General features: G+C 65.8%; 23 protein-coding genes. 17 read left to right on the forward strand and 6 right to left on the reverse strand.

The genetic code is table 11. The features are described from left to right. Position 1 precedes the first annotated feature (1 nt). The 7 genes from VJS90_RS16170 (at position 2) to VJS90_RS16200 (ending at position 4757) form a co-directional block, all read left to right on the forward strand. The gene (locus tag VJS90_RS16170; protein WP_324122655.1) at positions 2–853 is read left to right on the forward strand and encodes a MaoC/PaaZ C-terminal domain-containing protein; all 852 of its coding nucleotides are present in this window, start codon (positions 2–4) and stop codon (positions 851–853) included. A 105-nt stretch (positions 854–958) separates the two neighbouring features. After that, a complete protein-coding gene (locus VJS90_RS16175; protein ID WP_324122656.1) occupies positions 959–1264 on the forward strand; it encodes a MazG-like family protein in 306 nt (101 codons plus the stop codon). After that, positions 1261–2010 carry a methyltransferase domain-containing protein gene (locus tag VJS90_RS16180; protein ID WP_324122657.1) on the forward strand — a complete coding sequence of 250 codons (750 nt, stop codon included), beginning with the start codon at positions 1261–1263 and terminating at the stop codon, positions 2008–2010. The genes VJS90_RS16175 and VJS90_RS16180 overlap by 4 nt, the downstream gene beginning before the upstream one ends. A gap of 22 nt (positions 2011–2032) precedes the next feature. Next, positions 2033–2674: a DUF4136 domain-containing protein gene (locus tag VJS90_RS16185; RefSeq protein ID WP_324122658.1), complete on the forward strand. Its 642-nt coding sequence runs from the start codon at positions 2033–2035 to the stop codon at positions 2672–2674. Positions 2675–2692: 18 nt separating this feature from the next. After that, the gene (locus tag VJS90_RS16190) at positions 2693–3253 is read left to right on the forward strand and encodes a DUF4136 domain-containing protein (RefSeq protein WP_324122659.1); all 561 of its coding nucleotides are present in this window, start codon (positions 2693–2695) and stop codon (positions 3251–3253) included. Between the two features lie 132 nt (positions 3254–3385). Then, on the forward strand, positions 3386–3856 hold the full coding sequence (locus tag VJS90_RS16195) for an A24 family peptidase (protein WP_324122660.1): 471 nt from the start codon (positions 3386–3388) through the stop codon (positions 3854–3856). Between the two features lie 112 nt (positions 3857–3968). Beyond that, positions 3969–4757 carry a response regulator transcription factor gene (locus VJS90_RS16200; RefSeq protein WP_414704951.1) on the forward strand — a complete coding sequence of 263 codons (789 nt, stop codon included), beginning with the start codon at positions 3969–3971 and terminating at the stop codon, positions 4755–4757. Between the two features lie 27 nt (positions 4758–4784). On the opposite strand, the gene pbpC is transcribed toward VJS90_RS16200, so the two are convergent. Continuing rightward, positions 4785–7139 carry a peptidoglycan glycosyltransferase PbpC gene (gene pbpC / locus VJS90_RS16205; RefSeq protein WP_324122662.1) on the reverse strand — a complete coding sequence of 785 codons (2355 nt, stop codon included), beginning with the start codon at positions 7137–7139 and terminating at the stop codon, positions 4785–4787. A 92-nt stretch (positions 7140–7231) separates the two neighbouring features. Between pbpC and VJS90_RS16210 the strand changes: the two genes are divergently transcribed. Continuing rightward, complete coding sequence (locus VJS90_RS16210) at positions 7232–7525, forward strand: hypothetical protein (RefSeq protein WP_324122663.1); 294 nt, start codon at positions 7232–7234, stop codon at positions 7523–7525. Positions 7526–7579: 54 nt separating this feature from the next. On the opposite strand, the gene VJS90_RS16215 is transcribed toward VJS90_RS16210, so the two are convergent. After that, the gene (locus tag VJS90_RS16215; RefSeq protein WP_324122664.1) at positions 7580–12478 is read right to left on the reverse strand and encodes an alpha-2-macroglobulin; all 4899 of its coding nucleotides are present in this window, start codon (positions 12476–12478) and stop codon (positions 7580–7582) included. A 136-nt stretch (positions 12479–12614) separates the two neighbouring features. On the opposite strand from VJS90_RS16215, the gene VJS90_RS16220 reads away from it, so the two are divergent. Continuing rightward, entirely contained in the window at positions 12615–13949 is a 1335-nt protein-coding gene (locus VJS90_RS16220; RefSeq protein ID WP_324122665.1) for an MATE family efflux transporter, read from the forward strand. A 120-nt stretch (positions 13950–14069) separates the two neighbouring features. Here the strand turns inward: VJS90_RS16220 and speA are convergent, their stop codons facing one another. The 4 genes from speA to VJS90_RS16240 all read right to left on the reverse strand — a co-directional run bounded on the left by speA (position 14070) and on the right by VJS90_RS16240 (position 18300). Then, complete coding sequence (speA, locus tag VJS90_RS16225; RefSeq protein WP_324122666.1) at positions 14070–15983, reverse strand: arginine decarboxylase; 1914 nt, start codon at positions 15981–15983, stop codon at positions 14070–14072. Between the two features lie 151 nt (positions 15984–16134). Beyond that, positions 16135–16506: a translation initiation factor Sui1 gene (locus tag VJS90_RS16230; RefSeq protein ID WP_324122667.1), complete on the reverse strand. Its 372-nt coding sequence runs from the start codon at positions 16504–16506 to the stop codon at positions 16135–16137. 190 nt (positions 16507–16696) lie between these two features. Further along, entirely contained in the window at positions 16697–17233 is a 537-nt protein-coding gene (locus VJS90_RS16235) for an NUDIX hydrolase (protein ID WP_324122668.1), read from the reverse strand. Continuing rightward, positions 17233–18300: a DUF2333 family protein gene (locus tag VJS90_RS16240; RefSeq protein WP_324122669.1), complete on the reverse strand. Its 1068-nt coding sequence runs from the start codon at positions 18298–18300 to the stop codon at positions 17233–17235. The genes VJS90_RS16235 and VJS90_RS16240 overlap by 1 nt, the downstream gene beginning before the upstream one ends. A gap of 375 nt (positions 18301–18675) precedes the next feature. Here VJS90_RS16240 and VJS90_RS16245 point away from each other — a divergent pair, with 375 nt between their 5' ends. The 8 genes from VJS90_RS16245 to fis all read left to right on the forward strand — a co-directional run bounded on the left by VJS90_RS16245 (position 18676) and on the right by fis (position 26893). Beyond that, positions 18676–20451 carry a protein-disulfide reductase DsbD gene (locus tag VJS90_RS16245; protein ID WP_324122670.1) on the forward strand — a complete coding sequence of 592 codons (1776 nt, stop codon included), beginning with the start codon at positions 18676–18678 and terminating at the stop codon, positions 20449–20451. Between the two features lie 176 nt (positions 20452–20627). Further along, a complete protein-coding gene (gene aroQ / locus VJS90_RS16250) occupies positions 20628–21080 on the forward strand; it encodes a type II 3-dehydroquinate dehydratase (protein ID WP_324122671.1) in 453 nt (150 codons plus the stop codon). 99 nt (positions 21081–21179) lie between these two features. Next, a complete protein-coding gene (gene accB, locus VJS90_RS16255) occupies positions 21180–21644 on the forward strand; it encodes an acetyl-CoA carboxylase biotin carboxyl carrier protein (protein ID WP_324122672.1) in 465 nt (154 codons plus the stop codon). A gap of 17 nt (positions 21645–21661) precedes the next feature. Continuing rightward, a complete protein-coding gene (gene accC / locus VJS90_RS16260; RefSeq protein ID WP_324122673.1) occupies positions 21662–23017 on the forward strand; it encodes an acetyl-CoA carboxylase biotin carboxylase subunit in 1356 nt (451 codons plus the stop codon). 147 nt (positions 23018–23164) lie between these two features. Beyond that, positions 23165–24058 (forward strand): 50S ribosomal protein L11 methyltransferase, encoded by an 894-nt coding sequence (prmA, locus tag VJS90_RS16265; RefSeq protein ID WP_324122674.1) that lies wholly within the window; start codon positions 23165–23167, stop codon positions 24056–24058. A gap of 27 nt (positions 24059–24085) precedes the next feature. Beyond that, on the forward strand, positions 24086–25387 hold the full coding sequence (locus tag VJS90_RS16270) for a DUF3426 domain-containing protein (RefSeq protein WP_324122675.1): 1302 nt from the start codon (positions 24086–24088) through the stop codon (positions 25385–25387). 175 nt (positions 25388–25562) lie between these two features. Continuing rightward, a complete protein-coding gene (dusB, locus tag VJS90_RS16275) occupies positions 25563–26576 on the forward strand; it encodes a tRNA dihydrouridine synthase DusB (protein ID WP_324122676.1) in 1014 nt (337 codons plus the stop codon). Continuing rightward, positions 26573–26893 carry a DNA-binding transcriptional regulator Fis gene (fis, locus tag VJS90_RS16280; RefSeq protein WP_158461106.1) on the forward strand — a complete coding sequence of 107 codons (321 nt, stop codon included), beginning with the start codon at positions 26573–26575 and terminating at the stop codon, positions 26891–26893. Before dusB ends, fis begins: the two co-directional genes overlap by 4 nt. Positions 26894–26946: the final 53 nt, after the last annotated feature.

Below are 26946 nucleotides of genomic sequence, written 5' to 3' on the forward strand. Positions count from 1 at the left end.
CATGGAGCGCAAATGGCACGACCTGCACAGCCCCGATTCGCGCGCCAGCCTGTACCTGCGCGCGGTCGGCAAACGCAAGATCACCGGCACCACCCTGCCCGCGCGTGGCTTGCGCAGCATGTTGGGGGTCGATCGCGACAACCTCGCCGCTTACCGCAAGCTGTGTCACTTCACCGATGATGGCCGCCTGCCCGGCACCTATCCGCATGTCATGGCCTTCAACTTGCAATTGCAGCTGCTGACCGCCCATGACTTTCCCTTCCCGCTGCTTGGGCTGGTGCATCTGGACAACGACATCCGCGTGCACCGGCCGCTGGGCGGCATCGACAGCCTGCGCTTCACGGTCCGCGCCGACAACCTGCGGCCCCACGCCAAAGGCGGTACGTTCGAACTGATCACCGAGGCGCAGGATGGCCTGGGCCTGCTGTGGAGCGAAACCAGCCGCATGCTGGTGCGCGGCCTGCGCCTGGACGGTACGGCCAACGAAGCCCCCGAGGAGGATCAGCCGGCGCTGGCCGAACTGACCCGCTGGTACGCCGACACCGACATAGGCCGGCGCTATGCCAAGGTCTGCGGCGACTACAACCCGATCCACCTCAGTGGCGCCACCGCCCGCCTGTTCGGGTTTCCAAGCGCGATTGCCCACGGCATGTGGACCCAGGCCATGGCCCTGGCGGCCCTGCGCAGTCACCTGCCGACCAGCGGGTATGCGTTCGAGTCGGGCTTTCGCAAACCGGTGAGGCTGCCCAGCGAGGTGATCCTCAAGACCAGTACCACCGGGACCGAAGGACGCTTGCAACTCGAAGGTCATGAAGGCCTGGTGCACATGGCCGGGGCCTGGCGAACGCTGTAGCAGAGCCACAGCGCTCCACGTGCGAGGCGGCCGGGCACCTCCGGCCGCCCTCTTGCTTTGCAGCCCCGCTCCCCCGAAGCTATGCGCCTCCAGGAGAGCACCCCGATGAACTTGCAAGAACTCACCCAACGCCTGCACCAGATCCGCGACAACAACGACTGGCGCGGCTTTCACAGTCCCAAGAACCTGGCCATGGCCGCCAGCGTCGAAATGGCCGAGCTGGTGGAGATCTTCCAGTGGCTCAGCGAAGACCAGTCGCGCCAGCTGTCGCCCGAGCAACTCGCCCACGCAGGCCAGGAGGTGGGCGATGTGGTGCTCTACCTGTTGCTGCTGTGCAGCGAACTGGGCCTGGACATGGACCAGGTGGTGCGGGCGAAGCTTGCCGACAGCGAAAGGCGCTTCGCCCGATGAACGACCGGCATTTCGATGAACTGGCCAGCCGCTTCGCCCAGAAGATCTACGGCGGCGCCAAGGGCGCCATCCGCCTGGCGGTGTTGCAGGCCGACCTCGCCGAGGTTCTGCCCGATACCCCGTTGCGCGTGCTGGACGTCGGTGCAGGCCTGGGCCACATGTCACTGTGGCTGGCCGAGCGTGGCCATCAGGTGACCTTGGCCGAACCCGCCGCCCCGATGCTCGACGGCGCCCGCGAGCGCTTTGCCGAGGCCGGGCAGCAGGCGACGTTCATCCAGGCGCCGTGGCAGGACTTGCCCAGTCAGCTGGCCGAGCCCTACGACCTGGTGATCTGCCATGCGGTACTGGAATGGCTGGCCGAGCCCGAGACCATCCTGCCGGTGCTGCACCAGCTCACCCGTGCGGACGGTTGGCTGTCGCTGGCGTTCTACAACCGCGACGCGCTGGTATACCGCAACCTGCTCAAAGGGCACCTGCGCAAGCTGCGCAGCGACAGCCTGGCCGGCGAGAAGCAGAGCCTGACCCCGCAAAAACCGCTTGATCCACGCGCACTGCGAGCGCAACTTGAACCCATCTGGCGGGTCGAAAAGGAAAGTGGTGTGCGGGTGTTCCACGACTACATGCCGCGTGAGTTCCAGGCCAAGGCCGAGCTCGCCGACCTTCTGGAAATGGAGCTGGCCCATCGTCGCCATCCGGCCTTTGCCGGCCTGGGCCGCTACCTGCACTGGATCTGCCGACCGCGTTGACCTTACCTGCCGGGAGGAGCACATGCCCAACCCCAGACTGATCCTGGCCCTTTGCGCCCTGGCCTTGGCCGGCTGCCAGGGCAGCAATCCCTACGTGGCCAGCTCCCGGCCACTGCCGCCTGCGCCACCGCAGGCCGCCAGCACCTTCGACGCCAGTGCCTATCCGGCCGCGCCCCGTGACTATGGGCACTACCGCAGCTGGAGCTGGCGCAACGGGCAGCTGCCGCCGGGCACGGCAACGGCCGACCCCGCGCAACTGGCCGACGCTGTCAGCAATGCCCTGGACCAGCATGGCTTGCGCCCCGCCCGCGATACCGGCGCCGATCTGCTGGTGAGCGCAGACCTGCGCCTGGAGCGCCGTGTGCGGCAGGTGCGCGACTATGACGACGGCTATGGGGGCTATCCCTATGGGGGCTACCCCTACGGCGGTGTCGGCTACGGCGGCTACCGCCATGGCTACGGCGCTTATGGCAGTGTCCCGATCGTGCGCACCTATGAGGTCGAGGTCATGGTGGTGCGTATCGACCTGTACGACGCCCGCGACGGCCAGCCGGTCTGGAGCGCCAGCGCCGAAAGCGGCAGCAGCGAGGACTCGGCGCGTGAGCGCGAAAACGCCCTGCGCGAGTCCGTCAACAAGGCCCTGAGCGGCTACCCTCCCAGCTAACGTTCCAGGAGATCCATCATGTCGCGCCGTCTCGTTGTGCTTTCCCTCACGCTGGTGATCGCGGCCTGCTCGAGCAACAACGTCACCCAGGACTTCGACGCCAGCCGCGATTTCGCCGCGTACCGCAGCTGGGCTTGGCAGGAGCCGGCGCTGCAATACCGTCCAGATGATCCGCGCATCAAGAGTGACCTTACCGAGCAACGCATCCGCGAGGCGGTCGAAGGCCAGCTCGACCAGCGCGGCCTGCGCCCGGTCCAGGGCAGCGCGCGCGCGGATGTGAAAGTGCGCACCTACCTGATCGTCGAGCAGCGCCAGCAGCAGATCACCACCAATTACGGCGGCGGCTGGGGCGGTTACTGGGGAGGCTACTGGGGCGGGCCGATGTACAACGAGACCCGCAGCGTCGACTACAAGGTAGCGACCATCCAGGTCGACCTGTTCGACGGCCGGGACGGCAAGCTGGTCTGGCGCGGCAGCGCCGAGCAGGTGATGAACAATTACCCGCCAAGCCCGGAGGAGCGCAGCACGGCGATCCAGAAGACAGTGACGCAGCTGATGGACAACTATCCGCCAAGGTAACGCTCGCTCGCCGGACCTGCGCCACACCTTTTTGCCGTCCCCGCAGGCCCGCTTGCCTGTTCGCGTCTACCCTGACAGAGAAACCTGACTGACAGCGTGGATCCATCAACGAACAGGGACGGCGATCTGCCAATGCAAAGCATTGTTCTTCTGCTGTGGCTTGCCTTGTGCACCGAACAGGATATCCGTGAACGGCAGATCGCCAACACCCTGACTCTGGGTGGCGCGGCCTGCGCACTGGCCTGGCTGTTCGCCACCGGCCACACGTGGATCGGCTCCGAGCCCGAAGCGGCCGGCTGGGCGCTAGCGATTGTCATGGCGCTGACCCTGCCCGGCTACATGCTGGGCCGTTTCGGGGCGGACGATGTCAAGTTGCTCGCCGGGCTGGCCTTGGCCACCGACCATCATCATGTGCTTGGCACCTTCATCGGCGCCGGGGTTGCCGTGCTGGTCTGGATGGCCAGCAAACGCTGGCTGTGGTCCAAGCTCAGCGTGAAGGTGAAGAAACGCCTGGAAAAACTCGCCGAGGACGTCAGCAACAAGCAACCCTTCGCCCCCTATGTGCTCACAGGGTTTCTTCTCGCATCTGTATGGATCCATTGAACGGCCGTGCGGTCCAACTGTTGTACGCATCATGTACAGCGTCGCACCATGCGCCTACCGTTTCAGCGGTCAGTGCGTCTGGCGCCTGGATGAAAGCTGTCTACAAAGGGAGTTGCACGTGAACGGAACCATCAGTGGGACAAGAGTCCTGGTCGTCGATGACCAGGCCGAGGCCGTGCAGGATGTATGCGATTTTCTCCAGGCCAGCGGTTACCTGTGCATACCGGCTCATACGAGTGCCCAGGCCATCGAGCGTTTCCAGGACGATGACGCCATTGGACTGGTGCTATGCGAGCTGCAAATGCCCGAACTCGACGGCATCGGACTGCTGCGTGCGCTCAAGCAGATTGCCGGCCCGCAACGACCATTCGCAGCCATCCTGCTGGCCGGCCGCGCGGGCAAACATGAGGTCATAAGCGCCATGCGTGAAGGGTTCGCCGATTACTACGAAAAACCCGTCATGCTGGCCGACCTGCTGGAGGGACTACAGCGCCAGGATGCCGCATTGCTTGAGCGCAAACGCAACGTCGAGGAACTTGGCACGCTCAACCAGCGCTTGCAGGATCTCGCCGAATCCATAGACGGCCTTTACCATGACCTCGAAAGAGCGCGCGGCCAAGGTCCCTACCGGCGGGCGACGGACATAGAGCACGAGATACCGGATGACAAGCTGCCCGAGATGTTCAACAAGCTGTCGCCCCGTCAGCTCGAAGTCGCCAAGCTGGTGAGCCAGGGCAAGACCAACTACCAGATCGCCTGCGAGCTGGGGATCACCGAAAACACCGTCAAACTGTATGTATCCCAGGTGTTGCGGCTGACGCACATGCATAACCGCACGCAACTGGCCCTGGCCCTGACCCCCCATAGCGCGCCGTGGCATCAGCGGTTCACGGCCCATTGAGCGGCAGCGCGGTCGGGCGCGTGGCCGTCAGGGAGTCACCTGAAACTCCACCCGCGCGGTTTCGCCGCTTTCATCCAGCGCGCTGAGCTCGATACGCCCCACGTGCTCGAAATGCACCACCAGGCGCTGCTGCCCAAGGGTCTCGCCCAGGGGCTGGCCGTTGATGAACCACCAGCGCCGCCCTGCCCCGCCGAGAGCAGACACCTGCAACTGCAGGGGCTCGGTGCTGGTGGCAGGGCGACGCAGCTGGTCGCCGCTGCGGATGCCGACGATCGACAGCGGTGGCGCGGTGGCGGGCATCCGAGGTGGGCAAGCCGGATCAGCCGCGGGCAGACGGGCCGCACGCCGTTCCTGCCTGGGAAGCCAGGGTTCCAGGGGCGCGGGCCACAAGGCCACTTCCCGCAACTGCGCCCCTGGGCAGGATTCATCGACGCGCAGGCCGCGCGCATCGACCCAGACTTTTTCCCGCAGGCCCAGGCCCAGCGGCTGGTCGGCGGCCTGCAAAGTGGGCGGCGTGGTGCCGTCCAGGGTCCAGGCAAAGCGCTGGCGTCGACAGTTGGGGTCTTGCCGGTTCATCGGCTGACCCAGCGGCCAGCAGATCGCAGCGACACCGACACTCCCGGGCACTGCCGTCACGGGCACGGCGACGCCGCGCTGGCGGTCGCGGTTGCTGAGCAGGTCGTGCACCTGGAGCATCAGCGGCGCCGCCGAGGCCAGGCCGAACTGGCCGGGCACGGGGGTGCCGTCAGGCCGACCGATCCAGACCCCGATCAGGTAGCGCGGGCCGACGCCGATCGACCAGGCATCACGAAAGCCATAGCTGGTCCCGGTCTTCCAGGCCAATTGCGGGCGCTGCACCAGCTCGGCGGTGGGGTCGCGGTCAGGACGGGCCTGGCCTGCGAGAATCCGCCGGATGATCCAGGCCGAGCCGGGCGACAGCAGGCGCCGCTCGACCAACGGGTCCTGGGGTTGCAGGCGGATCCTGGCACTGTGTCCGTCCCGGGCGAGCGCGGCGTACCCGCCTACGAGGTCCTCGAGACGACTGCCCGCGCCACCCAGGATCAGCGACAGGTTCGGCTCGGCCAGTGGCGGCAGTATCAGCGGCACGCCAGCACTGCGCAGCGCTGCGGCAAAACGCTTGGGACCGTAGGCCTCGAGCAGTTGCACCGCAGGCAGATTGAGCGACAAGGCCAAGGCCGAGCTGGCCGAGACAGGTCCACTGAACCCCATGGAGAAATTGCCCGGCCGATAATCGCCATAGCGCCGGGGTACATCCTGCAGCAGCGATTCGGAATGGATCAGGCCGTCGTCCAGGGCCATGCCATACAGGAACGGCTTGAGCGTCGAGCCGGGTGAGCGCAGGGCACTGATCATGTCGACATGGCCGAAGCGGCGTTCATCACCCAGGTCGACCGAGCCGAGGTAGGCGCGCACGGCCATGGTCTGCGATTCGACCACCAGGATCGCCGCCGAGGTGCGTTCGGGCAATCGGGCGCGCCAGCCCAGCAGCAGGTCTTCGAGACGGCGCTGCAGCGGGGCATCCAGTGTGGTGCGGATCAGCGGTGGGCTACTGGCGTGGTTCAGCCGGCGCGCGAGCAACGGGGCCAGCGCCGGCTCCTGGCGCGGTGCGAGCAGCAGCGGCTCTTCGCGGGCTTCGGCGACCTGCCGCGCGGGCCATACCTGGTATTCGCCCAGGCGCCGCAGGACCTTGTCCCGAGCACGCTGCGCGCGTTGCGGGTGACGGTCCGGGCGCAACCGGCTGGGGGCCTGGGGCAACACCGCGAGCAACGCGGCTTCGGCAGGCGTGAGTTGCTGGGGCGATTTGCCAAGGTACGCCCAGCTGGCCGCCGCCACCCCTTGCAACGTGCCACCGAAAGGCGCGCGGTCGAGATAGATCTCGAGGATCTGCTCCTTGGACAGGTGCCACTCCAGTTGCGCGGTGCGCCACAGCTGACGCAGCTTGCCCCGGAGCGTGCGCGGATGCGGATCGAGCAGGCGCGCCACCTGCATCGACAAGGTGCTGCCACCCGACACCACGCGCCCGCCCCGCAGGTTGAGCCAGGCGGCGCGTGCCAATGCCAGCGGATTGACCCCGGGGTGGCTGTAGAACCATCGGTCCTCGTAGGTGAGCAGGGCCTGCAGGTACAGCGGTGATACCTGCTCGCGGCTGACCGGATAGCGCCACACGCCATCGGCATCGGCGAACCGCCACAGCGGTGTGCCATCCTCGGCCAGCACGACGCGCGCCAGGTCATCGGCGGGCATTGGCAGTGGCCACAGGCGGTCGGCCAGCCATATCAGCGCCAAGGCGAGCATGCCGGTAGCGAGCACCGCGCGGAGCAGCCTGGCGCAGCGGCTACGCGGGCGGACTAAGCTGAGCATCGGGTAACCCGGGCCAGGGAACCGACGTGCCCTGGCAAGGGCCCAAGACTTGGAAACGGCACGAACGCCGACGCGCAGATCAGGAAGCGACTATGCATGTAGAAGGTTTTTTCGAATGGCTGGGCCAGGCACTGGGGTCGTTGATCCGCTTCATCGTCGATGCGCTGAGCGGACTGTTCAACTGGCTAGCCAGCGCCGGGAGCAATTTCATCGATGGCCTGGCGCAAACCTTGGGCATGGACACTTCGCTGGTCAGCATCCTGGCCCTGGTGGTCGGACTGCTGTTGCTGTTCTCCGCGGTGCGGGCGTTCATGCGCGCGTCGGTCATCATGGGAATCATCTGGTTGCTGCTGGGCTTGTGGGTGTTGAGCTGGGTGGTGCACTGACCCGGTCTGCCGGACGCCGCGGCCCCTGCAGGAGGCCGCGGCATGCCAGGAGTGCTAGCGGCCTTTCACGACCATCTCTCCCTGAGTTTCTCCCACCGCCTGAATGGCCGGCCGGTACATCGACTCGACCTGCGGCGGCGGCACGCGGTAGCTGCCGGGGGTGACGGCTCGCGCCAGGTACAGCAGGTGCGTGGTGCCATAACCGTCGAGCTTGAGCGCGGCCACGTAGCGATCGTCACGAAACTCCTGATGCACCACGTTGGCGTTCTGCATCGACTCGCGCCACTGCTTCACCGCGCTGCTGGCGTTTTCGAGGCTGGCGGCGCTTTGCGCGAGGTTCTGGTTCTCCAGCTCAAGGCCTGCAGGCAGCAGGTCGACCACCAAGGCATCTGGCACCTGGCTCTGGGCCTTGAGCGCCAGGTGCACCAGCACCAGGTCGCCGCTGCGCAGGCTGCCGATATCGAGCGGCTGGCCGTTCATGCCCAGGTACTCGCGGCGGATCGACACGCCATTGGCACTGGCCACGGGCGCCTGCCGCGGATAGCCAGACAGCGTCAGCTGCTGGTACAACGTCTCGCTGCCCTGGTTCTGCACGGTAAGCGGCGAGGCCAGTAGCGGGCCATCGAGCCGGATGCCCGACTCGGCGTTGTCCAGTTCGCGCACTGTTCCGGCGCTCTCGAGACGCGCCCGCCAACTCCCCTCCGGCTTGCCCAGCAGGCCGCGGCCGGCGAGGAACAATGCATTGCGCTCCTGGGTCGACAACCAGCGGTTGGCCGCGAGCTCGTCAGACAACGCAAACAGTCGCTGATCGACCTGATCACTGGCCAGGCTGTTTTCCTGCAACAACGAAAGGATCAACGCCTGGTCACGCAGGGCACTGCCATAGTCGGCCATCCAGCCATCCTTGCGCCCCGCCGCCAGGCCGGCTTGCAGGGCCTGCCGGGCGCGGGGTTTGTCGCCCATCTTGTCGAGGGCGATGGCCAGCTGCACCAGCGGCAGGCCCGAGCGCGCGTCGCTGCGCCGCTCGAACAGGCTGCGCAGGGCACCCAGCGGCGCCTGTTGGCTACGCGCGAGCACCAGCGCCGCATAGGCCTGCACGGCAAAGCGCGTGTGGGCCTCGTCCTGGCTGTAGTTGACCTCGATCAGATTGCGCTCCTGTACATAACGCAACAGGCGCTCACTGGCCTTTTTCAAGGCCTCGGCCGGCACGCCGAAGCCCTGGTCTCGGGCCCGCAGAAGGAAGTCCGTCACATAGGCGCTCAGCCAGTACTCCTCCTCGTCATCCGGACTCCACAAGCCGAAGCTGCCGTTATAGCGCTGCATGCCGAGCAGGTGCTCGACACCCATCTCGATCTTGCGCTTGCGCACCTCGGCAGGCTCGCCCTTGATGCCCAGACGCTTGAGGCTGTCGGCATCGGCGTAGAGGGAGGGGTACAAGCCGCTGGTGGTCTGTTCCAGGCAGCCGTAAGGGTAGGCTTCGAGGGCGCGGATCTGCTCCGCGAGGTTCAGCGGTGGCCGGCTCGACAGCGCAAGGCTGGCTTCCAGCCCAGCCGGTTCATAGGCGTCCAGATCGGCCTGCGGCAGGCTCCAGGGCTGGTCCTTGAGGGCGACGCGATACTGCGTGAGCATGGCCGGATAGGCCGGGCGCACGCCCAGTGTCCATTCACGCTCGAACACCCCAGGCGTCTCGCCCGGCAGCTGCAGTCCACTCACTTGTACCCGTACCTTGCCCTGGCCCAGGCCGCCCAGGGCCTGTACCGGGATTTTCAGAGTAGTGCGCTGGCCCTCGGCCAGGCTGACATGCTGCTGGCTAGCGGCAACCAGGCTGAGCTGGCCTTCGCTGGCCACCTGCACGTTCAGTTGCTGCGCCTTGCCTGACAGGTTCGAGAGGTCCAGGGCAAGCTCGGTACGGTCGCCCCCGGCGAGGAAACGCGGCGCCGACAGTTCCGCGATCAGCGGGGCCGCCACCACCGTCTTGCCTTCGGCCATGCCGAAGCGGTCGTCGCTCCAGGCCTGGGCCATCAGGCGCAGCTCGCCATTGAAGTCTGGAATGTCCACCGTCGCCTGGCCTTCACCCTGAGCATCCAGGGTCACCGGCACGCTTTGCTGGGCGACGATGGTCACCGTCGTGCTCGGTCGCTTGCCGCCCTTGGCCATGGCGGCGTCGCCACCAAAGGCCAGACTTGCCAGGCGGCCCTGACCTGCTTCGATCAGCTGGCCGTAGATGTCCAGCTGGTCGGCGCCATAGGCCTTGCGCCCGAACAGGCTGGCGAAGGGGTCGGGGGTCTTGAAGCCGGTGATGTTGAGGATGCCCACGTCGACCGCCGCCAGTAGCACGTGCACCTGCCGGGGTACGCTGCCATCGGCATTGACGGCCTTGAACCTGACGGTCAGCGGCTGCTTGGGAGGCATCTTCTCGGGGGCCTGCAGGGTCAGCGCCAGCTTGCGCCCGGCCCGTTGCAGCGGCAGGTGCAGCACGCCGACGGCGCGCTTGGGCGTGGCATTGACCTTGCGCTCGCCCGGACGAATCACCAGGGCGCTGACGTACAGGTCGTGGCGGGCCCACGCCTTGTCCAGCCGCACGTCGAACGTCTTGCCCTCGGCAGGCACGTCGATTTCCTGCCACCACAAAGGCCCATCGCTGGACTCGACCATCAGGTAACCGCTGCCAGCGGCGGGCGGCGTCACCGTGACCCTGGCGGTCGCGCCGTCGGCATAGGCGGGCTTGTCCAGCGCCAGCTTGACCTGGTCAGGCCGCACCGCGCCGCCTTCTGCGTTGTCCTGCGCACGGTAGCCGGCCCAGAAGCGCTCGCTGCTGACCAGGCCGGTCTGCGGGTCCTCGACCTCGACGCGGTAAGGCCCCCACTCGACCTGAAAGCTCAGCCGGGCGGTGGAGCCCGCCTTGACGCTGACGGTTTCCTCACTCTGGGTCAGAAATTTCTCGTTGAAGTTGTAGCTCCAGCCATCGCTCTGGGAGTAGTTCCAGTAGTAGTCGCGCCGCTCGCGTATCAAGCGCACCTTGAGGTTGTCGGCAGCCAGCTTGCGCCCGTCGCGGTCGGCGACCAGTACATCGAATTCGACGGGACCGTCGCTATCGGTTTCCTCGCCGTCGAAGAGCCCTCGCAGGCCCGGCAGGCGCTCGGCCGGCCAGATGGGCTGCTCGAGACGGCGGGTGATCGGTCGGCCACCGGACTCCTGCAGGCTGGCCTGGACGGTCAGTTGCAACGGCGAACGGGCTTCGGCCCAGCGGTTGTCGATATCCAGCGTGGCCTTGCCAGCGGCATCAAGCGTGACCTCTTCCAGCTCCAGGTCCTGGCTCAGCTCGGTCTCGGTGATCGAGCCGAACTGGTAGCCGGGCAATGCCGGAACCGCCTCGCGCAGCGGCCGCACATAGGCCTGCCCGCTCAGGCGGTTACCCGCGGCCGGTGCGCCATACAGGTAGCGTCCAATGACCTGGACCTGCGCCTGCTGGTCCGGTCGCAACGGCGTGCTGCTGCCCTTGAGCTCGAGCGCCAGCCGCTCGGGAAGAAAATCCTCGACCAGAATCTCGTGGACCTGCTTGCGCCCACCGCCCAGGTCGAGCAGCAGCTGCCAGCGCCCGGTCGGGGCCTCGCTGGCCAGTTGCAGCGAGTACTGGAACAGGCCATTGGCGTCGGCTTCCCAGACGAAGGTACGGCTGACCTGCTCATCGGGACGGCGAACCTCGACGGTGATCGGCTGGGTCTTGACCGGATTGCCGTCCTGGTCGCGCAGCAGGCCGTTGAGCAGCACGGTCTCGCCCGGGCGATACAGATCGCGCGGGCCGAACACGAAGAACTGCAGCGGATTGGCCGGCGGGCCGGTAATGTCGAACTCGGCCAGGTCCAGCGCGGCGGTGTTCAGGCGCAGCAGGGTCGTGTGGGCGCCCTGGTGGGCGATCAGCACATCCGCCTTGGGCGGCATTGGCAATTGCGCATGGCCGCCCGCGTCGGTGCTGGCCTGGGCCAGCAGCTTGCCCTTGGCGTCGTGCAATTCGAGCGCCACATCGCCCATCGCCTTGCCGCCCTCGAGGGCCTGGGCGAAGACGTCGAGGCGGTCGCGGTAACGGTGCGCCGACAGGCCGATATCGCTCAGGGTGAACAGGGTCGCGGGCTGCGAGTAGTCGTAGGTGCCCGAGGCGCGCATCACCGCAAGGTAGACCCCCGGGGCCTGCAGCGGCTTGATCCCGGCGATCGGCAGCAGCACGGTCTCGCGGGTATTGCGCGCGGGGTTGAGGTCGAAGCGGCCGCTGTACACCAGCTCTGCCATGTCCAGGGTTTCCTTGGACTGGTAGGCGTACAGGCTGCTGTTACGGCCCCAGCTGGCCAGGAACGTCGAGAGCGACTCGGGCCTGACCCGAAAGAACTCCACATCGACCTTGTCGACGTTCAGGGCGATCACCGGCAGGCCCTCGGCCAGGCGCGTCGGCAGCAGCGAGCCGCGGCTCGCGAAGCCCACCGTGGCCTGCATGTCGCGGGTTTCCAGGCGGCTGACGGATTCGCTGCCCAAGGTCTTGCCGTTGACGGCGGTCACGCTCGCATCGACGGTCAGCACCAGCTTGCGCTGCGGCTCGAGGTGGCGCAGGCGCAGCTCCATCTGGTTGTCGGACAGCTCCCACGCACCGTCGACCTTGCCCTTGAGCGTGTCGACCAGATGCACCTTGCCGGCAAAATCCTGCTGCGCATCGAGCGGCACCGAGAAGCTGATCGACAGGGTGCTGGCCCCATCGAGCTGCACTTCGGAGACGTCCAGCACGCTCAGCTCGCGGTCGGCGTAGCGCTTGGCCAGGAGCGCCTGATCCTGGCGCTCGGGCGCCTGGGCCTGGGCGGCGCTGGCGACAGGCTTTTGGGCGGGCGGGGGTTGGTCAGGCGACGATGAATCGCAGGCACTGAGCAAGGCCAGCGCGCAGGCGAGCAACAATCCTTTGTTGAGCATGAGGAACTCTTTCGCAGCGTGTTCGAGAGGGCAGCACTATAGCGTACCCGCGCGCCAGGCACTCGCTGCCGAGTGTGACCAGGTTTGCGCCATCCGCGGCGGGCGGCGCTACAATGCGCTGCCCCAAGGAGCCCGCATGTCCCAAGTGACCACCGACTGGCGCGATCGAGCCACTCACCGCAAGGTGTGGGGCCTGGCGGCGCCGATGATCCTCTCCAACGTTTCGGTGCCGCTGGTGGCGCTGGTCGACAGCACGGTGATCGGCCACCTGCCCCATGCCCATCAGCTGGGCGCCGTGGCGGTGGGCGCCACGCTGTTCACCTTCATGATGGGCATGATGGGCTTCCTGCGCATGGGCTCCACCGGTTTTGCCGCCCAGGCCGCCGGCCGTGCCGACGGCGCCGCGCTGCGCCAGGTGCTGGTGCAAGGCTTGCTGCTGGCGCTGCTGTTCGCCCTGCTGCTTGGCCTGGCCGCCCTGCCGTTCAGCCAGCTGGCCCTGCAACTGATGGACCCCAGCGCGGCGCTTCACCAGTCGACGGAGGACTTCTTCCACACCCGCCTGCTCGGCCTGCCCGCGGCGCTCGCCAGTTACGCCCTGGTCGGCTGGTTTCTCGGCACCCAGAACGCCCGCGCCCCGCTGGCCATCCTGCTAACCACCAACCTGCTCAATATCGCGCTCAACCTCTGGTTCGTGCTGGGCCTGGACTGGGGCGTCATCGGCTCGGCGCGCGCCTCGGTGATCGCCGAGTGGAGCGCGGCCCTGCTCGGGCTTGCCCTCACCCGTCCCGCGCTGCGTGCCTACCCCGGGCACATGGCCTGGACGGCGCTCAGGCGCTGGCACGCCTGGCGCCCTCTGCTGGCGGTGAATCGCGACATTTTCCTGCGCAGCCTGGCGCTGCAGCTGGTGTTCCTGCTGATCGCCATCCAGGGTGCCCGCCTGGGTGAATCGACCGTCGCCGCCAACGCCCTGCTGCTCAACGGCCTGATGCTCACCGCCTACGCGCTGGACGGCCTCGCCCACGCGGTCGAAGCCCTCTGCGGCCACGCCATCGGCGCCCACGACCGCCACGCCCTGCGGCGCGCGCTTGTGGTTGCCTGTGGGTGGTCATTGCTGGTCAGCGTCGGGTTCGCGGGCCTGTTTCTGCTGGGCGGGCATCTGTTCATCGACCTGCAGACCGACATCGACAGCGTTCGCCAGGCGGCGTATCCGTTCTTGCCGTATCTTGCCCTGCTACCGCTGATCGCCGTGTGGAGCTACCTGCTCGACGGCCTGTTCATCGGCGCTACCCGTGCGCGGGAGATGCGCAATGCGATGCTGGCGAGCGTGATGATCGCACTGCCGTTCGCCTGGATGACGAGCGGGCTGGGGAACCACGGGTTGTGGATGGCGTTTCTGGGGTTCATGGGACTGAGGGCGGTGACGCTGGGGTGGGTGGGGTGGAGACTGCAGCGGCGGGGAGGTTGGGTCTGAAGAGTGCCTGGACTGCCCCCTTCGCTGGCAAGCCAGCTCCCACAGGTATAGCGCCCGCCATAGCGTCAGCGCTGTACCTGTGGGAGCTGGCTTGCCAGCGAAGAGGCCTCCCGGTCTACATCAGGACGACAGGTACGACGAGCGCGTCAGCCCCAACCGCAACGCATCCAGGAAATGCGTGCGCTCGCGCGCGGTGATCTTCGCGCTGGCGACCTTGTCGCGGTAGTGCGTCATCAGCTCCTCGGGCGACAGGTGGACGTAGCGCAGCATGTCCTCGATGGTGTCATGGGTCTCGATGCCGGCGTGGTACACGCTGCCGTCGGCGTTCTGGTAGATGTTCACCGAATCGGTGTCACCAAACAGGTTGTGCATGTCACCCAGGATCTCCTGGTAAGCCCCTACCAGGAAGATCCCCAGCAGGTAGTCCTCACCTTCGTTGATCGAATGCACCGGCAGGCTTGTCTCGATGCTCTGCTCGTCGACGTACTGGTTGATCTTGCCGTCGGAGTCGCAGGTCAGGTCTTGCAGCACGGCGCGGCGCAGCGGCTCTTCGTCAAGGCGGTGCAGCGGCAGGATCGGCAGCACCTGGCCAATGGCCCAGGTGTCAGGCAGGCTCTGGAATACCGAGAAGTTGCAGATGTACTTGTCGGCAAGCTTGTCGTTGAGTTCGTCGAGCACCTGGCGATGCGAGCGCTGACGGGCTTTGAGCGAGTTGTGCAGGCGGCGGCACACCGCGAAGTAGCACTGCTCGGCCAAGGCTTTTTCCGCCAGGGTCAGCTTGCCGTCGGCGTACTGGGCCGCCACGTCGCCCATGTAGTGGGTGGCGCGCCAGTAGGTCTCGGTGACCATCTCGATATCGGTCGGGCCCAGCAGGTCGGCCAGCCACTGCACGGTCTCGGGCAGGCTTTCCTTGTTCTCGATCAGCGGGATCTCGTCGTTGTGCTTCTCGACATCGGTCACCTGCACCACCAGCATGGCGTGGTGCGCGGTAAGGGCACGACCACTCTCGGAGAAGATGTGCGGGTGCGGCAGCCCCTGGGCGTCGCAGAACTCCTTGAGCATGCCGACCACCACCGCGGCGTAGTCGTCGATGTCGTAGTTGATCGAGCTGGCATTGCGCGAGTGGGTGCCGTCGTAGTCCACGCCCAGACCGCCGCCGACGTCGATGTGATCGACCGGCAGGCCCAGGGCGCGCAGCTCGCCGTAATAGCGGATCGCTTCCTTGAAACCGTGCTGGTAGTCAGCCAGGTTGGCGATCTGCGAACCCATGTGGAAGTGCAGCAGGCGAATGCCCTGGTCAAGGCCGGCATCGCGGAAGCGTTGCACCACGGACAGCAGTTGCGCGGCCGACAGGCCGAACTTGGACTTCTCGCCACCGGTGTCGGCCCACTTGCTCGACGCCAGCGACGACAGGCGCACGCGCAGGCCCACCTGCGGCTTGACCTTGAGCTCGGCGGCCTCCTCGATCACCAGCGCGACCTCGGACTCTTTCTCGATGACGATGAACACGTTGTGGCCAAGCTTCTGGCCGATCAGCGCCAGGCGGATGAACTCACGGTCCTTGTAGCCGTTGCAGACAATGGTGCCGCCCTTCGGCGCCAGCGCCAGCACGGCCAGCAGCTCGGGCTTGGAGCCGGCTTCAAGGCCGATTGACACGTCCTGCGTGGCGATGATGTTCTCGACCACCGCTTCCTGCTGGTTGACCTTGATCGGGTACAGCGCGGTGTACTGGCTCTGGTAGTCAAGGCGCGCGATATTGGCGTCGAACGCACCGGTCAGCTGGCGCACGCGGTCTTGCAGGATGTCGGGGAAGCGCACCAGCAATGGCAGCGAAAGGCCGCTCTGGCGCAGTTCGTCGACCTGTTCGAACAGGTCGATCGGCGAGCTATCCGGGCCATTGGGGCGAACTTCGACGCGCCCGGCCTCGTTGATGGCGAAGTAGCCGGCGCCCCAATGGCGGATTCCGTAAACACTGCGGCTGTCGGCCACGGTCCATTGGCTGCCATCGTCTTTGCGTGTGCGTCGTACGGACATTCAAGTCCCCTATCTGAAAAGTCGGACACTGCCAGGCAGGTGGGCCTGGGCAGTGTAGAAGCTGAAAATGACGATCGATCCGTGTTCAGGGGTAGACCCGGACTGACGGAACGAGTTTAGAAAGCGTTGGGCAAAAAGTCGCGCAGCGGCCTCAGCCGCCGGACTTTTTCGCTTTGAAGCCCTGCTTGATCAGCTCGGCGATCAGCAGTTCGACGTGATCGCCCTGGATCTCGATGACGCCCTCTTTCAAGGCGCCGCCGGTGCCGCAGCGGCGCTTGAGCGTGCTGGCCAGCTCCTTGAGCGGTTCCAGGGGCAGCGGAACACCGCTGATTGTGGTCACGGTCTTGCCGCCGCGGCCTTTGCTTTCGCGGCGCACACGGGCGATGCCATCCCCTTCGGGGACGAGCGTCTGTTTGCAGATGCAGTCATCCACGGGCTTGCTGCAGTCCGGGCAATGCCGGCCAGCGTCGGTGGAAAACACGAGGCCGCCAAGGGCGGCGAAGGATGAGGCTTTCTTGGCCACTTTTGTTCCTCTTGCATGAGGACAAAAAACCGGCCGGCACGCACATGGCGCCGACCGCGAAGCCCCACTCTGGCAGGGGCAGCGCTACTGCCGCGGATGTCGCGGCAGCCCGAAAAGGCCGCGCAGTGTAACGATAAAAGCGCCGCCTGCTAAGTCCCGGATTGCGGCATTTTTCACAGCTTTCGCGACGTCATGCCCGGCGGTCGAGGTAACGCTGCAACGCCGCCAGCGAATCAGGGCAGTATGGCCGCTGCCGGGTGTCCGCCAGCGCCTGCGCCAAGGTGAGGAATCGAGCCTCTATGACCTCTTCGGGCTGCAGGCGCAACGGCCCGTCCGAGACGGCCGAGAACACCGCGCACCACAACCGGTTGCCCGGCTGGTCGAAGAAGAACTTCTCGTGAAACCGCAGCTCGACGCCGGTAACGCCCAACTCTTCTTCAAGCTCGCGGGCCGCCGACTCGGCGTAGCTCTCCTCGCCCGTCACCATGCCGCCTGCGGCAACATCCCAATAGCCTGGGTAGATCGCCTTGCTCAGGGTGCGCCGGTGCACGCACAACTGGCCAGCGCTGTTGAACAGCAGGATGTAGGTGCCGCGCCCGATCAGCCCGCGCTCGCGCAGTTGCCCGCGAGGCAGGGCGCCCAACGGCTGGTCGTGCTCGTCGACCCAGGCGATCAGCTCGGCATCGGAAGCCGCGCGGTGCGCGGCCTCTGCAGGACTCACCGGCATCAGCCTTGCGACAGCAGCTGGCGCAGGTCGATCACCGCGGCGTTGGCGCGCGAGATGTAGTTGGCCATGACCAGCGAGTGGTTGGCCCACATGCCGAAGCCGCTGCCGTTGAGGACCATCGGGCTCCACAGTGGCTCTTGCGAGGCTTCGAGCTCGCGGATGATCTGGCGAACACTGACCGTGGCGTTCTTCTTGGCCAGCACGTCGGCGAAGTCGACCTCGATCGCGCGCAGCAGGTGCGACAGCGCCCAGGCCTGGCCGCGGGCTTCATAGAACACGTTGTCGATCTGCAGCCATGGGGTCTCGACCACTTCCTCGTCGAGCTGCGGCGCCTGGCCGGCGACCACGGCTTCGGTTTTCAGGGTGCTGTTGAGCTTGACCCGTCCCACGCTTGCGGACAGGCGTTGAGACAAGGAGCCCAGGCGGGTAGCGACGTCACCCAGCCAGTTGTTCAGGTTGTCGGCACGGGTATAGAAGATCGCGTTGTTGTCCCCGCTCGCCAGGCGCGCCTGATAGCGGCTCAGGGAGTTGATGCCTTCCTGGAACTCGGACTCGCTCGACGGCAGGATCCAGCTCTTGTGATCGAAGTTGAAACGCGGCTCGGCCTTGGCCAGGTCAGCGTCCTCGGTGGACTGCGACTGTGAACGGGCGAAGTCCTTGCGCAGGGCGCGGCTCAGGTCACGCACCTGCACCAGCACGCCGTACTCCCAGCTCGGCATGTTGTCCATCCACAGGCCCGGCGGGAAGCGGTCGTTGGCAATGTAGCCGCCCGGCTTCTGCAGCAGCGTGTCGGCAACGGTCTTTAGGGTCTCGATGGTGGTGTAGCCAATGACCATCTGCTGGTTGCTGCGCTGGGCCTGGGATTGCGCGGTCTGCTGGACCGGGAACAGGTCCGGCTCCTGGCTCCAGTACCAGCCAAGGCCGATGCACACCAGCAGGTACAGGCCGATCAGGGTACCCAATGCCCGGCTGAACAAACCGCCGAAATAGCTGCGTGTAGCGGTGGCGCGGGTGTCGACGCGCTCGCGCGCCTCGGCTTTTCCGGTACGGTTTTTCCAGTCCAGCATGGCATTGTCCTTATCAGTCACGTCGGTTCAGGAGCTTGGACCGCAGGTGTCGGCGAGGGTGCCGCGGCAAGCGTGCATCGCCGCACTATAAAGCAAGCATGACGGGGAAGATAAGCGGTGCGCGACGTAGGCTGGCGTTTTTGTGACGTTCCAGCCGCCTCTTCCTGGCAACTGCGCGCCCGCATGAACTGCTGCGATTGCGCAATGGCCACCTGTGGGGTGGGTGTGCCTTGGTAGAAGACAGTTGCTCGCACAGGGTCTGGCGATGGACAGCGGTTGAGCTGCACCCTGGAATCTCCCACACCAGGCCAGGCAGACCCCAATCCGGTGCAACTCCGCTATCATGCCCGCACGTTTCACCCTCGCGAGACCACCATGCGCCGCCTGTTTTTCCTGCTGTTCCTGCTTGTGGCCACCCCTGCCCTGGCCACCGGCCTGCTGGACAACCGTCCCAGCGCCACCCTGGGCGCCGCGTCGCTGAACAACAGCGCCGACTTCCTGCCCGTTCGCGAAGCGTTCAAGCTGAGCCTGGTCGAGGGCGACGCCCAAACGATCAAGCTGAGGTTCGTGGCCGCCGACGGCTACTACCTCTACCGCCACCGTTTCCAGTTTCGCAGCGAACCGGCCGACATCGCCCTGGGCAAGGCGCAGATCCCGCCGGGCGAGGCCAAGCACGATGAGTTCTTCGGCAATGTCGAGGTATACCATGGCATCCTCGACATCGAACTACCCCGCCCGGCCGCCGCCCAGCGCGCGTTCACTCTTCTGGTCACCTACCAGGGCTGCGCCGACAAAGGCCTGTGCTATCCCCCCGAAACCCAGCGCCTGAGCATCGACGGCCAAGGCGGCGCAGCCACCGCAGCCAGCGCCGGCTGGACCTGGCGATCGCTGCTGCTGTTCTTCCTGGCTGGTCTGGGCCTGACCTTCACGCCCTGCGTGCTGCCGATGCTGCCGATCCTCACCGGCGTGGTACTGCGCGGCCAGGTTGGCGGGTGGCGGGGCCTTAGCCTGTCGCTGGCCTACGTGTTGCCGATGGCCGCCTGCTTCGCCCTGCTCGGCGCGCTGATGGGCGTGTTCGGTGCCGGGCTGAACCTGCAGGCTCGCTTGCAGTCGGCCTGGGTGCTGGTGCCGTTCTCGCTGTTCTTCGTGCTGTTCGCCCTGGCCATGTTCGGCCTGTTCGAGCTGAGGCTGCCACAAGCACTGAGCAGCCGCCTGGACCGTGTCGCGGGGCAGACCAAGGGCGGCTCGCTGCTGGGCGCCGCGGTGCTGGGGGTGCTTTCGAGCCTGCTGGTGTCGCCCTGCGTGTCGGCGCCGCTGGCGGGTGCCTTGCTCTACATCAGCGCCAGCGGCGATGCGCTAGGCGGCGCGCTCAAGCTGTTCGCCCTGGGCTTGGGGATGGGCGCACCCTTGCTGCTGGTGGCCACCGGGGGCGCCGCGTGGCTGCCCCGGAGCGGGCCGTGGATGGAAACGGTGAAAAATGCCATCGGCGTGCTGCTGCTGGCCTTGGCCATCGGCCTGCTCAGCCGGGTACTGCCGGGGCCCGTGACGCTGCTGCTGATCGGCCTGCTGGCCGCGGGCGTCGCGCTGTTTCTCGGGGCGCTGGAATTTATCGTCAAGTCCCCGCGCCAGCGCCTGGCGCAGCTGCTGGGGCTGGTCCTGCTGTGCTACGGCCTGGCCTGCTGGTACGGTGCCCTGAATGGCCAGGGCGACCCGCTGCGCCCCCTGCCCCAGGCGGGACTGGCCAGCACCTCAGGAGCACCGGCCGCGAAGGCGGCCGACGCCTGGCAGACCCTCTCGACCCCCGCCGCGCTCGACGCCGCCCTGGCCGACGCCAAGGCGGCCGGGCAGCCGGTCCTGCTGGACTGGTACGCCGACTGGTGCATCAGCTGCAAGGTCATCGAACGCGAGGTGCTGCAGGCGCCGCAGGTCACGCCTCGGCTCGACGGCTTGCGCTTGCTGCGCTTCGACATTACCCAGAGCAATGCCGAACAACGCGCCCTGCTCGACCGTTACCAACTGTTCGGCCCCCCCGCGATGCTGTTTTTCGCCGCCAACGGTAGTGAACAACGCGGTGATCGGGTAGTAGGAGAGGTAAAAGCCGATGAATTCGCCGAACATCTGGCGCGCGTGCGGACAAATCTGGGGCTATAACTTCCTCTGGCTCGGAAATTCCTGCGGGTGGTGACCAATTCCCGTCAGCCGGTCACATACTTTGCGCGAATCTCGGGTATCGTGCCGGCTATTGCCGGGAACTGGACACTCGCGGCTGCTTGGGGCATAGTCGCCGCGCTATGTCAGACACGTCCTACAAACCAAGGAAACCGCAGATGGCAACGCTACTGGTTTTGCACGGCCCCAACCTGAACCTGCTCGGCACCCGTGAGCCGGGTGTCTATGGCGCCGTCACCCTGCCCCAGATCAACCAGGACCTGGAGCAACGCGCCCGGGTGGCTGGGCACCATCTGCAGTACCTGCAAAGCAACGCCGAGTACGAGCTGATCGACCGCATCCATGCCGCGCGCAATGAAGGCGTCGACTTCATCCTGATCAATCCGGCGGCTTTTACCCACACCAGCGTCGCATTACGTGACGCGTTGCTGGCGGTGAGCATCCCATTCATCGAAGTGCATCTGTCCAATGTGCACAAGCGTGAACCTTTTCGCCATCACTCCTACTTTTCCGATGTCGCGGTAGGGGTGATTTGCGGCCTGGGCGCCAGCGGTTACCGCCTGGCCCTGGAATCCGCGCTGGAATACCTGGCTGCCAACGCAAAGCCCTGATGACGAGACCACGGCCCATCATGGCCGGGCTCACAAGAAACGTTTTTCACTACGTTTTCAATTACGCCTTTTGACCCGAACCTTGGGAGTTGATGATTAATGGATATCCGTAAAGTCAAGAAACTGATCGAACTGCTGGAAGAATCTGGCATCGACGAGCTGGAAATCAAGGAAGGCGAAGAGTCGGTACGTATCAGCCGCCACAGCAAGACCCCGGCTGCCCAGCAGTACTTCGCCCCGGCGCCGATGGCCGCTCCAGTGGCTGCAGCTCCAGCCGCTGCCGCCGCCGCGCCAGCCGCGGACGCAGCCCCGGCCGCGCCTAAGCTGAACGGCACCGTGGTCCGCTCGCCAATGGTCGGCACCTTCTACCGCAAGCCTTCGCCAGCCTCGCCTAACTTCGCCGAAGTGGGCCAGACCGTGAAGAAAGGCGACACCCTGTGCATCGTCGAAGCGATGAAGATGATGAACCACATCGAAGCCGAAACCAGCGGTGTGATCGAGTCCATCCTGGTGGAAGACGGTCAGCCGGTTGAGTTCGACCAGCCGCTGTTCACCATCGTTTGACCCTGGGAGAACCTTTGATGTCTGCGAAGCTGGAAAAAGTCCTGATCGCCAACCGTGGGGAAATTGCCCTGCGGATCCTGCGTGCCTGCAAAGAACTGGGCATCAAGACCGTCGCCGTGCATTCCACGGCCGACCGCGAACTGATGCACCTGGGCCTGGCAGACGAGTCGGTTTGCATCGGCCCTGCGGCATCCAAGGATTCCTACCTGCACATCCCGGCGATCATCGCCGCAGCCGAAGTGACAGGCGCCACCGCGATTCACCCTGGCTATGGCTTCCTGGCTGAAAACGCCGACTTCGCCGAGCAGGTTGAAAAATCCGGGTTCGCCTTCATCGGCCCCAAGGCCGACACCATTCGCCTTATGGGTGACAAGGTTTCGGCCAAGGACGCGATGATCAAGACCGGCGTGCCGACCGTACCGGGTTCCGACGGCCCACTGCCTGAAGACGAAGAAACCGCGCTGGCTATCGCCCGCCAGGTTGGTTACCCGGTGATCATCAAGGCCGCCGGTGGCGGTGGTGGTCGCGGTATGCGCGTGGTGCACAAGGAAGAAGACCTGATCTCCTCGGCCAAGCTGACCCGCACCGAAGCTGGTGCGGCGTTTGGCAACCCGATGGTCTACCTCGAGAAGTTCCTGACCAACCCACGCCACGTGGAAGTCCAGGTACTGTCCGACGGCCAGGGCAACGCCATCCACCTGGGTGATCGCGACTGCTCGCTGCAGCGCCGCCACCAGAAGGTACTCGAAGAAGCGCCAGCCCCGGGCATCGACGAGAAGGCCCGCCAGGAAGTCTTCAAGCGTTGCGTCGATGCGTGCATCGAGATCGGCTACCGCGGTGCCGGCACCTTCGAGTTCCTGTACGAGAACGGCAGCTTCTACTTCATCGAGATGAACACCCGTGTTCAGGTGGAGCACCCGGTTTCGGAAATGGTCACCGGCATCGACATCGTCAAGGAGATGCTCAGCATCGCCGCTGGCAACAAGCTGTCGTTCCGCCAGGAAGACGTGGTGATCCGTGGCCACTCGCTGGAGTGCCGGATCAACGCCGAGGACCCGAAGAAGTTCATCCCGAGCCCCGGTACCGTCAAGCACTTCCATGCCCCGGGCGGCAATGGCGTGCGGGTCGATTCGCACCTGTATAGCGGTTACGCGGTTCCACCGAACTACGACTCGCTGATCGGCAAGCTGATCACCTACGGCAAGGACCGCGAAGAAGCCATGGCGCGCATGCGCAATGCTCTGGACGAGATCATCGTCGACGGTATCAAGACCAACATCCCCCTGCACCGCGACCTGGTGCGAGATGAAGGTTTCTGCAAGGGCGGCGTGAATATTCACTACCTCGAGCACAAGCTGGCCAACCAGGAGTGATCCTGGCGCAAGCTTGAACGAACCCCGGCCTGGTGCCGGGGTTTTTTATGCCCGCCCGGATCGCGACACGGCGCCGCCGCTACAGTAAACTGCCGGGCTACGCAGCCTAGGGCTGCTCCCCCTTACGATTGACCAAAGGTGCCCGCCATGCCCTGGCTGCAAGTACGACTGGCTATCAGCCCGGAACAAGCCGAAACCTACGAAGACGCCCTGCTCGAAGTCGGCGCCGTGTCCGTGACCTTCATGGACGCCGAGGACCAGCCGATCTTCGAACCGGACCTCAACACCACCCCGCTGTGGTCCAACACCCACCTGCTGGCGCTGTTCGAGGCCGATGCCCAGCCCGAGGCGGTGTTCGCCCACCTGCGCCTGCTGACCGACGCCGAGCTGCCCGAGCACCAGGCCGAGGTCATCGAGGACCAGGACTGGGAACGCAGCTGGATGGACAACTTCAAGCCGATGCGCTTCGGCCGCCGCCTGTGGATCGTGCCGAGCTGGCATGACGCGCCGGACGCCGAGGCCGTCAACCTGCTGCTCGACCCGGGCCTGGCCTTTGGCACGGGCACCCACCCGACCACCGCCCTGTGCCTGGAATGGCTCGACGGCCAGCAGCTCGAAGGCGTCCAGGTGCTGGACTTCGGCTGTGGCTCGGGGATCCTGGCGATCGCCTCGCTGTTGCTGGGCGCCCGCGAAGCGGTCGGCACCGACATCGACGTGCAGGCGCTTGAAGCGTCCCGCGACAATGCCGGCCGCAACGGCATCGCCGAGTCGCGCCTGGCCCTGTACCTGCCTGAGCAGATGCCGGCCATGCAGGCCGATGTACTGGTCGCCAACATCCTTGCCGGTCCGCTGGTCTCGCTGGCGCCGCAGCTGTCCACCCTAGTGCGTCCGGGCGGCCTGCTGGCGCTGTCGGGCATCCTCGCCGAACAGGGTGAGGAAGTGGCTGCCGCCTACGCCGCCGACTTCGAGCTGGACCCGATCGTCGTGCGCGACGGCTGGGTGCGAATCAGTGGTCGCCGCCGTCAGGCAGGCCTGGAATAAATCGCTGCATAACCCCCGGATCGCCGCATGACCGACAGTTTCGTCACCCAGTGCCCCCATTGCCAGAAACGCTTTCGCGTCACGCATCACCAGCTGAGCCTGGCCCGGGGCGTGGTACGGTGCGGGGCCTGCCTGCAGGTGTTCAACGCGGCCAGGCAATTGCTCGAGCAGAGCGCCGCCGGGGCTGCCGTTCCGGCGCCTGAGGCAACGCCGCCAGCCAGCCAGAGTCCGCCAGCGCAGCCGGACTGGGCCAGCACCGAGCATTCGCTGGACGATCTGGACCTTGACCAGGAACTGGCCCGGCTGGAACGCCGCAGTGGCGTTCGCGACCGGCGTGCGGAAGCGGACGACGAGCGCCTGCATGCCCGTCGCGACGAGCCCGATACGCACGCGCACGACGAGGTCCATGAGCCGTTCGGCAACGCCCGCGAGGATCATCCAGAGCCAGGCATGCCGGACGAGCCTGTCCCGCCACTCATCGTGGAACAGGCGATCGAGCCGGAGGACGCCCCCGGCGATCGAACCGAGCCGTCGCTGAGCAGCCTTGAGCTCGACGCGCACGACGAGCGGGCAGGCCAGCGCGACCACGCACGCCTGACCGAAACGTTCGAGGCATCCTCCGCGGATGACGACGATCTGCCCGGTGACCGCCTGTCAGCGCGCGACGAGGATGAGCCCGGCGAGCGGTTGTCCGCCCGCGAGGAGGACGACGACGCGCTGCTCGAAGACCCGGAAGAACGCCTCGAGCCTGGGCTGATGGCCAAGGCCGAGCGCCCGGGACGCAAGGAGCCGTTGATCGACCTGGTCGACGACCCGCTGCAGCTCGACTGGCAGAAGCCCAAGGCCGACTGGCGTCAGCGCCTGCTGTGGGGCACGCTGGTGCTGCTGGCCGCGGGCCTGCTGGCATTCCAGTACCTGTGGTTCCATTTCGACGAGCTGGCGCGCAACGACCGCTACCGGCCATGGTTCCAGCAACTGTGCCCGGTCGTGGGCTGCACGTTGCCGACCCGGGTGGACATCGCCCGGATCAAGAGCAGCAACCTGGTGGTGCGCAGTCATCCGGACTTCAAGGGCGCGCTGATCGTCGACGCGATCCTCTACAACCGCGCGCCCTTCGCCCAGCCCTTCCCGCTGCTGGAGCTGCGCTTCTCCGACCTCAACGGCCAGCTGATCGCCAGCCGCCGCTTCAAGCCTGCGGAGTACCTCAGCGGCGAGCTTGCCGGACGCGGCGAAATGCCCAGCCAGACGCCAATCCACATCGCCTTGGACATCCTCGATCCGGGTCCCAAAGCGGTCAACTACAGCCTGAGCTTCCGCTCGCCCGAATAGCCCCGCACGGTCGGCGCCGTTTTTCCGGCGCCGGCCGTGTGTCGAGAACACTCGGATCTAAGCCCACAGCTGTTCAGATTTTATCCAAATCCATCTTTATCCGGTCACCGAGAGCGGGTATCATGCCATCCCTTTTTCGAACTCCAATGATCCGGCCCCACAACAGGGAACTCCTATGTCGGCGGTACGCATCGGCCCCTACACACTGAAGAACAACCTGATCCTCGCGCCAATGGCCGGGGTCACGGACCAGCCTTTCCGGCTGCTGTGCCAGCGCCTGGGCGCAGGCATGGTGGTGTCCGAGATGGTGTCCAGCGACATGAGCCTGTGGAACAGCCGCAAGTCGCGCCTGCGCCGCATCCACGAAGGTGATCCCGAGCCACGCTCGGTGCAGATCGCCGGTGGAGACGCGCAGATGCTGGCGGCGGCGGCACGGGCCAACGTCGAGGCCGGCGCGCAGATCATCGATATCAACATGGGCTGCCCGGCGAAAAAAGTCTGCAACAAAGCGGCAGGCTCTGCTTTATTGAGAGATGAAGCACTGGTCAGCGAGATTGTCCACGCCGTTGTCGGCGCGGTGGATGTCCCGGTGACCCTGAAGATCCGCACCGGCTGGGACCGGTCGAGCAAGAACGGCCTGACCGTGGCGAAGATCGCCGAGCAGGCCGGCATCCAGGCGCTGGCGGTGCATGGCCGCACACGCGCCGACCTGTACACCGGTGAAGCCGAATACGACACCATCGCTGCCATCAAGCAGGCGGTGTCGATTCCGGTTTTCGCCAATGGCGACATCACCTCGCCGCACAAGGCCCGGGCCGTGCTGGATGCCACGGGCGCCGACGGCCTGCTGATCGGCCGCGCCGCCCAGGGCCGGCCGTGGATCTTTCGCGAGGTCGAGCATTACCTGCGCACCGGCGAGCAATTGCCGGCGCCGGGACTGGATGAAGTTGAACAGATTCTGCTGGAGCACCTGGCCGCGCTGCACGCCTTCTATGGCGACGTGATGGGTGTGCGTATCGCCCGCAAGCATGTGGGCTGGTACCTGGCAACACGACCGGGCGGCAGGGAGTTTCGTGCCCGGTTCAACGCTTTGGAAGATACGCAAGCGCAGTGCGCCAACGTTCGCGAATTTTTCTGCGAGCGTCGACAGAGCCTTGAGACAGAGGACGGACAAGGGGTGGCCGCATGACGATGATGACCGAGACTTTAGTGAGTGGAACAACGCCCGTGAGCGACAACGTCAACCTCAAACAGCACCTGAACACGCCGAGCGAAGAGGGTCAGACCCTTCGCGGCAGTGTTGAAAAGGCGCTGCACAATTACTTTGCCCACCTCGAAGGGGCTACCGTCACGGACGTGTACAACCTGGTGCTTTCCGAAGTCGAAGCGCCGCTGCTCGAAAGCGTGATGAACCACGTCAAGGGCAACCAGACCAAGGCCAGCGAGATGCTCGGGCTCAACCGAGGCACCCTGCGCAAGAAGCTCAAGCAGTACGATCTGTTGTAACCAGAACCCAAACCAGAAAAGGCGGCTCCCATTCGATGAGGTCGCCTTTTTTG

The organism is Pseudomonas sp. (assembly GCF_035277045.1).
Classification (GTDB): domain Bacteria; phylum Pseudomonadota; class Gammaproteobacteria; order Pseudomonadales; family Pseudomonadaceae; genus Aquipseudomonas.